Origin of the sequence: Planomonospora parontospora (genome assembly GCA_014647935.1) — a bacterium.
Taxonomy (GTDB): Bacteria; Actinomycetota; Actinomycetes; order Streptosporangiales; family Streptosporangiaceae; genus Planomonospora; species Planomonospora parontospora.
Genome location: BMQD01000010.1, coordinates 86,211 through 100,355 on the forward strand (window position 1 = coordinate 86,211; position 14,145 = coordinate 100,355).

Here is a 14,145-nt window from a genome sequence, read left to right on the forward strand (position 1 = left end):
GGGGCCCGACCGCTCCTCCCCCACGGCGCGTCTCCGACGGGCGGACCCGGTGGAGCGGGACGTCAGCGGGCGAACTCGGTCGCCCGGGACTCGCGGACCACGGTGATGCGGATCTGCCCCGGGTAGGTCAGCTCCTCCTCGATCTGCTTGGCCACGTCCCGGGCGATGACCGACGCCTGGATGTCGTCCACCGCGTCCGGCTTGACCATGACCCGGATCTCCCGGCCCGCCTGCATGGCGAAGACCTTCTCCACGCCCTCGTAGGACTGGGCGATCTCCTCCAGCCGCTCCAGCCGCTTGACGTAGGCCTCCAGCGACTCGCGCCGCGCACCCGGACGGCCGCCGCTGATCGCGTCGGCGGCCTGCGTCAGGACCGCCTCGACCGTGCGGACCTCGACCTCGTTGTGGTGCGCCTCGATGGCGTGGACGACGTCCTCGTGCTCGCCGTACCGGCGGGCGATCTCCGCGCCGATCAGCGCGTGGCTGCCCTCGACCTCGTGGGTGAGGGCCTTGCCGATGTCGTGCAGCACCGTGCAGCGCTTGAGCAGCATCTGGTCCAGCTTGAGCTCGGCGGCCATGATCCCGGCGATGTGGGCGGACTCGACGAGATGGCCGAGGACGTTCTGCCCGTAGGAGGTGCGGTAGCGCAGCTGGCCGAGCAGGGTGACCAGCTCGGGGTGCATGTCGGTGATGCCGAGCTCCACCAGGGCGTCCTCGCCCGCGCGCACGCACAGCTCCTGCACCTCCGCCCGGCTGCGCTCGTAGGCGTCCTCGATGCGCTGGGGGTGGATGCGCCCGTCCAGCACGAGCTTCTCCAGCGTGAGCCGGGCCGTCTCCCGCCGCACCGGGTCGAAGCAGGACAGCAGCACCGCCTCGGGCGTGTCGTCGATGATCAGATTGACGCCGGTGGTCGACTCGAAGGCGCGGATGTTGCGGCCCTCGCGGCCGATGATGCGGCCCTTCATCTCGTCGCCGGGCAGGTGCAGCACGCTCACCACGGACTCGGCGGTCTGCTCGGTGGCCACCCGCTGGACCGCCAGGGTGACGATCTTGGTGGCGCGCTTCTCGCCCTCCCTGCGCGCCTCGCTCTCGATCTCCCGGACGATCAGCGCGGCCTCGCGCTTGGCCTGGTTCTCGATCTCCATGACCAGCTCGGCCTTCGCCTGCGCGCCGGTCAGCCCGGCCACCCGCTCCAGGACCGCCCTGCGCTCCTCGGCGACCCTGTCGAGATCCGCACGGCGGTCGGCCAGCTCGGTCTCCGTCTCGGCGAGCTTGCGGGCCCGCTCGGCCTGGCGCCTGGCCTCCTCGTCGAGCCGCTGCTCCCGCTCCGCCAGGCGGTTCTCCCTGCGCTCCAGGTCGGCGCGGAGCTCCTTGAGCTCGAACTTGAGCACCTTGGTCTCGGCCTCGACCTCCCTGCGCATCTGGGAGGCGCTCTCGGCCGCCGCCTCGGAGCGGCGGAGGATCTCCCCGGCCTCCCGCTCGGCCCGGCTGCGGAGCTCCTCCGCCTCGCGCCGGACCTCCTCCAGCTCGGCGTGGACCTCCTCGAGCTGCTCGGGAGAGGGCCCCGCCGCCTTGCCGAACCCGGCCCCGGTGCGGCGGAGCAGCAGGACCAGCAGGGTTATCGTCGCCCCGGCAAGAACCACAAGCGTCCCCGCCAACATGACGACCACAACTGGCTCCATGCGCGCCCCGCCCTCCTCGCTTCAGCCAAGCACACGAGGGGTCACACGCACGGCACGGAGAGCCCAGCGGTACAGCCACCAGGACAGGTATCAACCCAGGACCGGCACCGCGCCGGCTCCTCTCGCCGACACCTCGCCCGCCCGTGCCGTCAAGCTCACACGTCCGTAGTTCACCGTTATGACAATCCGCACTGCGCGGAGTAACTCCTCACTGGAGTCGAGATTAAGCGTCGAAGAGGTAACGGGCAAGCAAAGACCCGCTGGCCCGCGTGTTCTCCTCACGCGAACGGAAGATCCGGATCGTCGGGAACGACCGGATCATCCGCCTCCTCGCTCTCCAGCACCTCCCGGATGACACGGAAGGCCAGACCGGGGCCGTATCCCTTGCGGGCGAGCATGCCCGCCAGCCGCCGCGTCCGGACGGCGGGCTCCAGCCCCCGGGTGGCGCGGAGCTTGCGCGCCACGAGACGGCGGGCGGTCTCGGCCTCCTGCTCGGGGTCGAGCTGCTCGACCGCCTCCTTGACGGTGTCCTCGTCCACCCCGCGGTGCCGGAGCTCCGAGGCCAGTGCGCGCCGGGCCAGCCCCCGCCCGGTGTGGCGCGAGCTCACCCACGCCGCCGCGAACGCCTCGTCGTCGATGAGGCCGACCTCGGAGAACCTCTCCAGCACGGCCTCGGCCGCGTCCTCGGGGACCTCGCGTTTGCGCAGGGCCTCCGCGAGCTGCGCCCGGGTGCGCGGCGCCATGGTCAGCAGGCGCAGGCAGATCGCCCGCGCCACCGCCTGTGGATCCGCCGGAGGCCCCTGACCCTCCGGAGAGCCCTCGGCGGGGCCGTCGGGGGGGAACCCTCTGCCTTCGTCCCGGGCCCCGCTCCCCCCGCCGCCCTCCGGCACGCCGCGCCGCCTCCGGCCGCCGCGCCGGCCCGTCCGGGCGGGACCGGGCTCGGGCCGGTCAGGCCAGGCTCCCCAGTCTCCCGGTCCGGTCTCACCGGCCGGACCGGGGTCAGGTCCCGTCACCGAACGCCTCCAGCGTGGCGGCTCCGGTCTTCAGACCGGGATCCTTGACCATCCCTCGGCCCGGATCAGGCGTCACCGGGCTTGGCCGCGGCGGCCGCCTTGGAGCCCCGGCCGGAGGCGGCGGGAGCCGCGGGGGCGGCGGGCGGCGGGGTGGCGGGGGCGTCCACCCGCGGGCCGACGCCGAGCTTCTCCTTGATCTTCTTCTCGATCTCGTTCGCCGTGTCGGGGTGGTTGCGCAGGAAGTTGCGGGCGTTCTCCTTGCCCTGACCGAGCTGGTCGCCCTCGTAGGTGTACCAGGCGCCGGACTTGCGGACGAAGCCGTGCTCGACGCCCATGTCGATCAGGCCGCCCTCGCGGGAGATGCCGACGCCGTACAGGATGTCGAAGTCGGCCACCCGGAAGGGCGGGGCCATCTTGTTCTTGACGACCTTCACCCGGGTGCGGTTGCCGACCGCCTCGGTGCCGTCCTTCAGCGTCTCGATGCGGCGGATGTCGAGACGGACCGAGGCGTAGAACTTCAGCGCCTTTCCACCGGTCGTGGTCTCGGGCGAGCCGAACATGACGCCGATCTTCTCGCGGAGCTGGTTGATGAAGATCGCGGTGGTGCCGGTGCTGTTGAGCGCGCCGGCGACCTTGCGCAGGGCCTGCGACATCAGGCGGGCCTGGAGGCCGACGTGGCTGTCACCCATCTCGCCCTCGATCTCGGCCTTCGGCACCAGGGCCGCGACCGAGTCGATGACCAGCAGGTCGACGGCGCCCGAACGGATCAGCATGTCGGCGATCTCCAGCGCCTGCTCACCGGTGTCGGGCTGGGAGACGAGCAGCGCGTCGGTGTCGACGCCCAGCTTCTTGGCGTATTCCGGGTCGAGGGCGTGCTCGGCGTCGATGAACGCGGCGATGCCGCCCGCGCGCTGGGCGTTGGCCACCGCGTGCAGCGCGACGGTGGTCTTACCGGAGGACTCCGGGCCGTAGATCTCGACGATGCGACCGCGCGGGAGCCCGCCGATGCCGAGGGCGACGTCGAGGGAGATGGACCCGGTCGGGATCACTTCGATGGGTGCGCGGGTCTCGTCGCCGAGACGCATGACGGAGCCCTTGCCGAACTGCCGCTCGATCTGAGCGAGCGCGGTCTCGAGCGCCTTCTCGCGGTCGTTAGCTGCCACTGGGAGCCCCCTGGAGGGTTGTGGGTCGGATCGGTGTTGCCAGAAAGCTACGGGGTGCCACCGACATTTTCCGGAGAGCACGCCACTAGGGCTGACCCGTCCAATATAGCCGAACGGCTGTTCGATCGAGGATCAACCGCATCACCCGTGCCACCGGGCCGCGATCCCCCGCCGCGCGGCCGCCCGCTCCCTCCGGTGACGTTCCCGGGCATTCCGTCAGACCTGTTGCGACCCGGCCGACCTGGGGGAATCCTGGAGCGGAACCGGGCCGGAAGGTGCTCCGCCTGACGGATGCGTCCAGCCGGCGACGCCCGGCCCGCCTCGGGTCCCCGGCCGCGGAGCCTCCCGGACGGGGCCTGGTCGGCCGCATGCTCGGAGGCGGTGATCCCGTGGCTGCGGGTGCGGACGGGGATGTGCCGTCGCCCTACCGCAGCCGGGAGTCGACGCTCACCACTCCGCAGACCGCGTGCCAGACCTCCTTGGCCGCGATGCCGTCGGCCAGCGCCTGGGTCACCGTCCGGCCGCCCAGCTCCGCGATGACGTAGTCGCGGGCCCACGACTCGGCGTAGGGATCGCCGAAGTGCAGCTTCATCCGGTTCCAGAAATCCGACAGGCGCATCCCTCCAGTATGGGTCCCCGGGGAACGTGACCGGGCTGCGACGGGATCCGCCCTCAGATGATCCGCTCTCGGATCCCTCGGACGATCCGCTCTCAGATGACGTGGGAGCCGTACATCTCGCCGAGGGGGTCGGCGAGCAGTTCCAGGCGCGTCCCGTCGGGGTCGCGGAAGTAGATCGAGGCGCCGCTCTCTATCTGGTGCGGCACGCCCGCGGCCTCCAGCCTGCCCCGCAGCCGCTCCCAGGTCGACGGGTCGACCGAGATCGCGATGTGGTGGAGGCCGCCGAGGACCTCGGCGTAGGGGGCGAGGTCCAGGCCGGGGAAGTCGAAGAAGGCCAGCAGGTTGCCGTTGCCGACGTCGAAGAAGAAGTGGTTGGAACCCCGGTAGTCGCGGTTCTCGAATATCTCGGTGAGGGGGAACTCCAGGAGGTCCTGGTAGAAGGCGATCGTCCGCTCGATGTCGGAGCAGATCAGGGCGAAGTGGTGCAGCCCCCGGGCGCTGCTGGGCGGGCGGTGCGCCCGCAGGTGCTCGGCCCTGATCCGCTCGCGCGCCGTCTCGATGGCCGGATAGTCGATGCTCATCGCCTGACCCATCATCTCCGTGTGCCGGTTGCCCGCGTGCCGTGTCTGAGCTATCTCTCCGTGCCGGGAGTGACTCAACCTTTCCGGACCGTCATGCCACCGTCACTCCCGCCCGTCACTCCGGGCCGTCCCGTCCCGGCGGATCCCGGCCGTCACACCGCGCGGGCCGCCGCCCGTCCGGCCCCGCGCCCGTCCGCCCGTCGCGCCGCAGGCCGTCGCGCCGCAGGCCGTCACGCCGTCACGCCGTCACGCCGTCACGCCGTCACGCCGTCACGCCATGGTGGCGAGGATCTCCTGCACGATCTCCATGGACGTTCCCGGGTGCAGGAACGCGAACCGGGCGACGGTCTCGCCCTCCCAGCCGGTCGGGGTCACGAAGCCGATCTGCCCGGCGAGCAGCCGCTCGGACCACTCGTGGTAGTCCCGCGCGGTCCACCCGGTCCGGCGGAACAGCACCGCCGACAGCTCCGGTTCGCGGATCAGTTCCAGGCACGGGGTCCCGCCGATCAGCCGCGCGGTCTCGCGGGCCAGGGAGAGGCCCTTCTCGACGGCCTCGGTGTAGGCGTCCGTGCCGTTGACGGCCAGGGAGAACCAGAGCGGCAGGCCCCGGGCGCGGCGCGTCAGGTGGTAGGCGTAGTCGGTCGGGTTCCACTCGTCGCCCCCGGTGTGCAGGACGTCGAGGTAGGAGGCGTCCTGGGTGTGCACGGCGCGGGCCAGGCGGGGCTCGCGGTAGAGCAGCGCCGCGCAGTCGAAGGGCGCGAACAGCCACTTGTGCGGGTCCACGACGAAGGAGTCGGCGTGCTCGATCCCGGCGTAGCGGTGGCGGACGGAGGGGGCGAACAGGCCCGCGCCGCCGTACGCGCCGTCCACGTGGAACCAGAGACCGCGCTCGCGGGCGACCTCGGCGACCCCGGCGAGGTCGTCGATGATCCCGGCGTTGGTGGTGCCGGAGGTGGCGACCACGGCCATCACGTCCGACGGGTCGGGATCGGCGGCCAGGGCGGCGCGCAGGGCGTCGCCGGTCAGACGGTGGTCGAGGGAGGGGACGACGAGGGCGTCCACGTCGATGATGCGCAGGGTGTTGGAGATCGAGGAGTGCGCCTGGTCGCTGACGGCGACGCGCAGGCGTCCTCCGGGACGGGTGCGCCGGGCGGTGTCGCGGGCCACGACGAGGGCGGAGAGGTTGCCCGCCGAGCCGCCGGAGACGAAGCAGCCGCCCGCTCCGGCGGGCATCCCGGCCCGGTCCGCGAGCAGGCGCAGGACCTGGTTCTCCGCGGCGATCGCGCCGGAGGCCTCCAGCCAGGAGATGCCCTGCAGCGAGGCGCAGGAGACGACCATGTCGAACAGGAGCGCGGCCTTGGTCGGCGCGGCCGGGATGAAGGACAGGAAGCGCGGGCTGTCGGCGGAGATGACCGCCGGGGCCAGCTGCGTGGCGTAGACGTCCAGGACCTTCTCGGGGTCGGTGCCCGCGGCGGTGATGATCCCGTCCAGCGCCGCGTCGAGCTTGTCCTTGATCCCGGGGTGGTCGAGGGGGACGGGATCGAGGGAGAGCCGGTCCCTCATGTAGTCGAAGACCAGGTTCGTCAGGCGCTCGTCGTAGCTGTGCACCCGAGAAGTATGGAGACAAAACAGTTAAAACAACCAATAGCCATTATGGACACCGCAACAGGGGTTTTTCTCCGTCTCGTACGGTTGCCGGGCGGCGTCGGTTCTGTCGGTGCCGCCCGGCAGTATGGGAACGTGACCGGATCAGCGCTCGACCACTTCACCCAGGTGACCAGGGAATGGTTCGCCGGGGCCTTCGCCGCGCCGACCGCCGCCCAGCAGGGGGCGTGGGAGTCGATCGCCCGGGGGGACAACACGCTGGTGGTCGCGCCGACCGGGTCCGGCAAGACCCTCGCCGCGTTCCTGTGGTCCCTCGACCGCCTGGCCGTCGAGCGCACGGCGGGCCCGCGCGCACAGGCCCCGGCCGATCCACAGGCCCCGGCGGGCCGGCGGGCCGCGATCGGCGCGGAGACCCCGGCCGCCGCTCGGGACGCCGCAGCCGGGGAGACGGCGACCGCCCCGGCCGGGCGGCGGCGCTCCCGGGCGAAGGCCGGTGGCGCGAAAGGCGCGGCGGAGGACGACGGGGCTCCCCCGCGGTGCCGGGTGCTCTACGTCTCGCCGCTCAAGGCCCTGGCGGTGGACGTCGAGCGCAACCTGCGCGCGCCGCTGGCCGGGCTCGAGCAGACCGCCCGGCGGCTCGGCCTGCCGGTGCCGGAGATCTCGGTGGCGATCCGGTCCGGCGACACCTCCGCCGAGGAGCGCCGCAGGTTCGCGGCCAGGCCCTCCGACATCCTCATCACCACCCCGGAGTCGCTGTTCCTGCTGCTGACGAGCCAAGCCCGCGAGGCGCTGCGCGGTGTGGAGACCGTCATCGTCGACGAGGTCCACGCGGTGGCGGCCACCAAACGCGGCGCGCACCTGGCCCTCAGCCTGGAGCGGCTCGACGCCCTGCTCCGGCGCCCCGCGCAGCGCATCGGCCTGTCGGCCACCGTGCGGCCGGTGAGCGAGGTGGCCGCGTTCCTCGGCGGGCCCCGCCCCGCGACCGTGGTGCAGCCGCCTTCGGAGAAGGTCGTCGAGGTCGAGGTCGTCGTCCCGGTCGAGGACATGACCGAGCTCGACACCGCGCCCCGGCCGGACGCCGGCGACGACGCGTGGCCGGAGCGGCGACCGGCCCGGCGGACGATCTGGCCGCACGTCGAGGAGCGGCTCCTCGATCTGATCGGCGGTCACCGCTCGACGATCGTGTTCGCCAACTCCCGCCGGCTCGCCGAACGGCTCTGCGCCCGTCTCAACGAACTGGCCGCCGAGCGGTCCGCCGCCGGGAGCGACGCCTCCCCCGCCGGTCCGGCGGACGCCGCCGCGGGGCGCTCCCCGGACGGCTCCGCCGGGCGTCCCGCCGATCACCACCCCGGAGGCCCCGCCGGGCGTGCCGCCGAAGGCCTCCCCGGAGGTCCCGGTCCCGCCCGGCGTCCCGCCGAGGATCCCGGCGGGCGGACGCCCGGCCAGGAGCCGGTCCACTGGTCCGCGGGCTTCCCCCGGCCCCCTGCCCCGATCTCCACCCCGGCCGAGATGATGGCCCAGGCCGGGGCGGGCGCGGGAGCGCCGCCGGAGATCGTGCGGGCCCACCACGGCTCGGTGTCGAAGGAGGAGCGCGCCCAGATCGAGGAGGCGCTCAAGTCCGGGCGGCTGCCCGCCGTGGTGGCGACCTCCAGCCTGGAGCTCGGCATCGACATGGGCTCGGTCGACCTGGTCGCGTGCGTGGAGGCGCCGCCGAGCGTGGCGAGCGGCCTGCAGCGCATCGGCCGGGCCGGGCACCAGGTGGGCGCGGTCTCACGCGGGGTGATCTTCCCCAAGTACCGCGGCGACCTGGTCCAGACGGCCGTGGTCGCCGAGCGGATGAAGCGGGGCGAGATCGAGGAGCTGCGCTACCCGCGCAACCCGCTCGACGTGCTCGCCCAGCAGATCGTCGCGATGACCGCGCTGGAGGAGTGGACCGTCGACGAGCTGGAGGCGGTGGTCCGCCGCGCCGCGCCGTACCGGACGCTGCCCCGCAGCGCGCTGGAGGCGACGCTCGACATGCTCGCCGGGCGCTACCCCAGCGAGGAGTTCGCCGAGCTGCGCCCGCGCGTCGTCTGGGACCGGGTCACCGGCGTCCTGCAGGGGCGGCCCGGCGCCCAGCGGCTGGCCGTCACCAGCGGCGGCACGATCCCCGACCGGGGCCTGTACGGCGTGTTCCTCGTCGGGGAGAAGGCCTCCCGGGTGGGTGAGCTGGACGAGGAGATGGTCTACGAGTCCCGGGCGGGTGACGTCTTCGTGCTGGGCGCGACCTCCTGGCGGATCGAGGACATCACGGCCGACCGGGTGCTGGTCTCCCCCGCCCCCGGGCAGCCCGGCAAGCTGCCCTTCTGGCACGGCGACACCCCGGGCCGCCCGGCCGAGCTGGGCCGGGCGATCGGCGCCTTCCTGCGCGAGCTGTCCGCGGCGGACGCCGAGGCCGCGCCGGCCCGGGTCAGGGCGGCCGGCCTGGACGCCTTCGCCGCGGCCAACCTGCTGTCCTACCTGGCCGAGCAGCGCGAGGCCACCGGATACGTGCCGGACGACCGCACCCTCGTGGTCGAGCGGTTCCACGACGAGCTGGGCGACTGGCGCGTGGTGGTGCACTCGCCGTACGGCGCGCGGGTGCACGCCCCGTGGGCGCTGGCGATCGGGCGGCGGCTGCGCGAGCGATACGGAGTCGACGTGCAGGCCGTGCACTCCGACGACGGGATCGTGCTGCGCATCCCCGACACGCTCTCCGATCCGCCCTCGGACGTCGCGGTCTTCGACCCCGAGGAGATCGAGCGGATCGTCACCGAGGAGCTCGGCGGCTCGGCGCTGTTCGCCTCCCGGTTCCGCGAGTGCGCCGGGCGGTCCCTGCTGCTGCCGCGCCGCAGCCCGGGGAGGCGGACCCCGCTCTGGCAGCAGCGGCAGCGGGCCTCCCACCTGCTGGGCGTGGCCGGCCGCTACGGCTCGTTCCCGGTCGTGCTGGAGACCATGCGCGAGTGCCTGCAGGACGTGTTCGACGTGCCGGGGCTGGTCCGCCTCATGCGGGACGTCGCGGCACGGCGGGTGCGCCTGGTCGAGGTGGAGACGTCCCAGGCGTCGCCGTTCGCGGCGTCCCTGCTCTTCAATTACGTCGGCGCGTTCATGTACGAGGGGGACGCCCCGCTGGCCGAGCGCCGCGCGCAGGCGCTCGCGCTCGACACGAGCCTGCTGGCCGAGCTGCTCGGCCAGGCCGACCTGCGCGAGCTGCTCGACCCCGACGTGATCGCCGACACCGAGCGCGAGCTGGCCCGGCTGGACCGGCCGCTCCGCGACGCCGAGGACGTCGCCGACCTGCTCCGCTCCCACGGTCCCCTGCTCTCCGCCGACGTGAGCCTGCGCGGGGGCGACCCGGCCTGGCTGGACGGTCTGGAGGCGGCCCGGCGGGCGATCCGGGTACGGGTGGCGGGGCAGGAGCAGTGGGCCGCGGTCGAGGACGCCGCCCGGCTGCGCGACGCGCTCGGCACGCCGCTCCCGGTGGGCCTGCCGCACGCCTTCCTGGAGCCGGTGGACGACCCGCTCGGCGACCTCCTGTCCCGGCACGCCCGCACGCGCGCACCCTTCTCCGCCGCCGCGGCCGCGGCCAGGTTCGGGCTGGGCCCGGCCGTCGTCGCCGACGCGCTGCGCCGCCTGGCGGCCGCCAGCCGCGTGGTGAGCGGCGAGTTCCGGCCCGGCGGCCGGGGCGAGGAGTGGTGCGACGCGGGCGTGCTGCGCATGCTGCGCCGCAGGTCGCTGGCGCGGCTCCGCAAGGAGGTCGAGCCGGTCCCGCCGGAGGCGCTGGCCGCGTTCTCCCCCGCCTGGCACGGGATCACCGGCGCCGCGCGCCGGGGCAGGCCGCCGGTCGACGCGCTGGTGGACGCCATAGAGCGGCTCCAGGGCGCGGCGGTGCCCGCCTCGGCGCTGGAGACGCTGGTCCTGCCCTCCCGGGTGCCGGGTTACGACCCGTCCCTGCTGGACGGGCTGACCTCCTCTGGCGAGGTGGTCTGGGCCGGGCAGGGCTCGCTGCCCGGCGGGGACGGCTGGGTCTCCCTCTACTTCGCCGACACCGCCCCGCTGCTGCTCCCCTCCCCTCTGGAGATCACCACGACCCCGCTGCACGAGGCGGTCCTGGAGGTCCTCGCCGGCGGGGGCGCGCTGTTCTTCCGCGAGCTGGCGGGCCGGACCGGCACCCTGTCCGGGGAGATCCCCGACGACAGGGCCCTGGTGGCGGCGGTGTGGGACCTGGTGTGGGCGGGACGGGTCACCGGCGACACCCTGGCCCCGTTGCGGGCGGTGCTCGGCACCGGGCGGCCCGCGCACCGTCCGGCGGCCACCCGCAGGCGGCGGGCGGTGCTGCCCACCCGGAGCGGCCCGCCGACCGTGGGCGGGCGCTGGTGGCTGCTGCCCGCCCCGGCCGAGGACGGCACCCAGCGGGCGCACGCCCAGGCGGAGGTGCTGCTGGAACGGCACGGCGTGGTGACCCGGGGAGCGGTCGCGGCCGAGCGCCTGCCGGGCGGGTTCTCCGCGGTCTACCAGGTGCTGCGCGCGTTCGAGGAGAGCGGCCGGTGCCGCCGCGGCTACTTCGTCGAGGGCCTGGGCGGCGCCCAGTTCGCCCTGCCGGGGGCCGTCGACCGCATGCGCGCGGCCTCCGCCCCGCCGCCTCCGGCGCCCTGGGACGCGCCCGCGCCGCCGGGGACGACCGATCCGTGGAGCGTCCCCGGTCCGCCCGCCGACCGCGGGCGGGGAGCGGCCGGTCCATGGGATGCCTCCGCCCCGCGCGGGCCCGGGCCCGTCCCGTGGGCCGCCCCCTCCCGCCGCGACGGCGGCGGTGACGGTGACGGGCGGCGGGCCGTGGTGCTCTCCGCCGCCGATCCGGCCAACCCCTACGGCGCGGCGCTGCCGTGGCCCGCGCATCCGGGGGACGTGTCCCACAAGCCCGGGCGGAAGGCGGGCGCCCTGGTGGTGCTGGTCGACGGGCACCTGGTGCTCTACGTCGAGCGCGGCGGCAAGACCCTGCTGTCGTTCGCCGACGACGACCGCGTCCGGCCCGCCGTCGACGCCCTGGCGCTGGCCGTACGGGACGGCGCGCTCGGCAGGCTCACGGTGGAGCGCGCCGACGGGGCCGCGATCAACGACTCCCCGCTGGCCGCCGCGCTGGAGGCCGCCGGATTCCACCCGACCCCCCGCGGGCTGCGCCTGCGTTCCTGAGGCCTGTCCCGTGGCTCATGGAGGAGGATCCGCAGGGCTCCGCAGGACAGGCTTCAGGCGGAGGCGGCCGAGCGGCCGAGGAACCGCCGCAGGCCGTCCCGCACGCCGTCGGTGGGCACGGTGCCGGCGAAGCAGCCGGCCTCGACGGCCAGTCCTTCGTCGATCGGCAGGTTGACGCCGCGCGTGACCGCGCGCAGGCAGGCCGCCACGGCCGTCGGCGCATGCCGTACGATCCGGGCGGCCAGGTCCCGCGCGGCGTCGAGGAGGTCGTCGGCCGGTACGACGGCGTTGACCAGGCCGATGTCGGCGGCCCGCGCGGCGGGGATCGGGTCCCCGGTCAGGATCATCTCGAGGCCTCGCTTGCGGCCGACGTGGCGCGGCAGCCGCTGGGAGCCGCCGAACGGCGGGGGGAAGCCGAGGGCGATCTCCGGCTTGGCGAACGTCGCGTGCTCGGCGGCGATCGCGAGCGGGGCGGCCTCGGCGATCTCGCAGCCGCCGCCGTAGGCGAGACCGTTGACGGCGACGATCACCGGCTTCGGGAACTCCTCGATCCTCCGGGTCAGCGCGTGGCCCCGCCGGACCACCTCGCGCAGGGCGCGCTCGGTCCCGCCCGCGATGCTCGCCGCGACGGACGGGATGTCCGCGCCCGCGCTGAACGCCCTGCAGCCGGCGCCGGTCACGATGACCGCGCGGGCCGAGTCGTCGGAGTCGATGCGGTCGAGTGCGGCGAGCAGCGCGTCGATCGTCGGGTAGTCGAGCGCGTTGAGTTTCCGCTCCCGATCGATGGTGATCGTGATCAGGTGGTCGTTCCGGTCGATGTGGACGGTCATGCCCGGCGCTCCGTTCGGTGAGGCGAGTCGCACCGAGCCTAGGAGGCGTAATCTAGGACGATCCATTAATCGTCCTAGATACAAGGTCCGGCATGCGGCCACCTTCCTACCGGCGCATCGCCGACGAGCTCGCCGCGGCGATCCGCACCGGCGCGATCCCGGCGGGCACCCGGCTCCCGACACACCGCGGCCTCGCCCGCGAGCGCCGGATCGCCCTGGCCACGGCCACCCGGGTCTACGCCGAGCTGGCCGCGATGGGGCTGGTCACGGGAGAGCCGGGACGCGGGACGTTCGTCCGGCACCGGTCCGGCTACGACGGGCCGGAGCCGTCGCGTGCCCTGCCGGTGCCGCGGGTGGCCGACCTGTCGTTCAACCAGCCCCTGGCCCCGGACCAGGGCGACCGGTTGCGTACGGCCCTGCGGACCCTCTCCACGTCGGGTGAGGTCGAGTCGCTGCTGCGCCAGCACCCACCGGGCGGGCGCAGCGGCGACCGCGCGGTCGTGGCCGCCTACCTGCTCGGCCGCGGGATCGACGTCGCGCCGGCGAACGTCCTGCTGACGGGCGGCACCCAGCAGGCGCTCGACGTCACGCTGCGGGCCCTCACCCGGCCCGGCGACGTCCTGGCCGTCGACGCGCTCAGCTACCCCGGCATCAGGCTCCTCGCCGCGGCGCAGGGCCTCGACCTCGCCCCGGTCCCGGTGACCGCGGCCGGCCCCGACCTCGCCGCCCTCGATCGGCTGTGCCGTACCCGGCCGGTCCGTGCGATCTACACGATCCCCACCGTGCACAACCCGCTCGGCTGGGTGCTCGACCGGGAGCGGCGCGCCGGCCTCGCCGCCGTCGCCCGCGCCGCCGACTGCGTGATCGTCGAGGACGGCACGTACGCCTTCCTCGAGGCCGCACCGCCCCCGCCGCTCCAGGCCCTGGCCCCCGAACGCACCTGCTACGTCGCCGGCCTGTCCAAGAACGTGGCGACCGGGCTCCGGTTCGGCTTCGCCGTGGTCCCCGACCGGCACGTCCGAGCCGTCACCAGGAGCCTGCGCGCGGCGGCCTGGAGCGTGCCCGCCCTCGTCGCCGCGCTCGCCACCGGCTGGATCACCGACGGCACGGTCGAGCAGCTGGAGCGGGCGCGCCGCGAGGACGCCGCCGCCCGGCAGGACATCGCCCGGAACGCGCTCGCCGGCATGGACGTCGTGGCGCACCCGGCGTCCTACATCGTGTGGCTCGGCCTGGAACCCCACCAGCGTCCCGATCACGTCGCCGCCGCGCTCGCGGAGGAGGGGATCCTGGTGTCCACCTCCGATGCGTTCGCCACCGGCCCTCGCCGTCCCCGGGCACTCCGGCTGGCGCTGGGCACTCCGCCGCTGGACGAGCTCGCGTCCGTCCTGCACCGCCTGCGGCGGACCGTCGAGGCGATTCCGCCGTGACGCACCGGCGGGCGGCG

The 14,145-nt window shown here is 74.3% G+C and carries 9 protein-coding genes; 2 read left to right on the plus strand and 7 right to left on the minus strand.

Features of this window, described 5'->3' with window-relative positions; genetic code table 11:
• Positions 1-62: 62 nt before the first annotated feature.
• From rny to IEZ07_RS17130, 6 genes are all read right to left on the minus strand, one after another.
• A complete protein-coding gene (gene rny, locus IEZ07_RS17105) occupies positions 63-1,682 on the minus strand; it encodes a ribonuclease Y (protein ID WP_191895662.1) in 1,620 nt (539 codons plus the stop codon).
• Positions 1,683-1,960: 278 nt separating this feature from the next.
• Positions 1,961-2,695, minus strand: coding sequence for a recombination regulator RecX (gene recX / locus IEZ07_RS17110; protein WP_191895663.1), 735 nt, complete (start codon positions 2,693-2,695; stop codon positions 1,961-1,963).
• A gap of 65 nt (positions 2,696-2,760) precedes the next feature.
• Positions 2,761-3,858 (minus strand): recombinase RecA, encoded by a 1,098-nt coding sequence (gene recA, locus IEZ07_RS17115; RefSeq protein WP_068896929.1) that lies wholly within the window; start codon positions 3,856-3,858, stop codon positions 2,761-2,763.
• A gap of 424 nt (positions 3,859-4,282) precedes the next feature.
• On the minus strand, positions 4,283-4,477 hold the full coding sequence (locus tag IEZ07_RS17120; protein WP_068896930.1) for a DUF3046 domain-containing protein: 195 nt from the start codon (positions 4,475-4,477) through the stop codon (positions 4,283-4,285).
• Between the two features lie 92 nt (positions 4,478-4,569).
• Positions 4,570-5,058, minus strand: a complete 489-nt coding sequence (locus IEZ07_RS17125; protein WP_191895664.1) for a VOC family protein — start codon at positions 5,056-5,058, stop codon at positions 4,570-4,572.
• Between the two features lie 270 nt (positions 5,059-5,328).
• Positions 5,329-6,666, minus strand: a complete 1,338-nt coding sequence (locus IEZ07_RS17130) for a pyridoxal phosphate-dependent decarboxylase family protein (protein WP_204054394.1) — start codon at positions 6,664-6,666, stop codon at positions 5,329-5,331.
• A 132-nt stretch (positions 6,667-6,798) separates the two neighbouring features.
• Between IEZ07_RS17130 and IEZ07_RS17135 the strand changes: the two genes are divergently transcribed.
• Positions 6,799-11,871 carry an Lhr family helicase gene (locus IEZ07_RS17135; protein WP_204054395.1) on the plus strand — a complete coding sequence of 1,691 codons (5,073 nt, stop codon included), beginning with the start codon at positions 6,799-6,801 and terminating at the stop codon, positions 11,869-11,871.
• Positions 11,872-11,924: 53 nt separating this feature from the next.
• On the opposite strand, the gene IEZ07_RS17140 is transcribed toward IEZ07_RS17135, so the two are convergent.
• Positions 11,925-12,701, minus strand: a complete 777-nt coding sequence (locus IEZ07_RS17140; RefSeq protein ID WP_191895666.1) for an enoyl-CoA hydratase-related protein — start codon at positions 12,699-12,701, stop codon at positions 11,925-11,927.
• Positions 12,702-12,793: 92 nt separating this feature from the next.
• Here IEZ07_RS17140 and IEZ07_RS17145 point away from each other — a divergent pair, with 92 nt between their 5' ends.
• Positions 12,794-14,128 (plus strand): aminotransferase-like domain-containing protein, encoded by a 1,335-nt coding sequence (locus IEZ07_RS17145; protein ID WP_191895667.1) that lies wholly within the window; start codon positions 12,794-12,796, stop codon positions 14,126-14,128.
• The last annotated feature ends 17 nt before the right edge of the window (positions 14,129-14,145 follow it).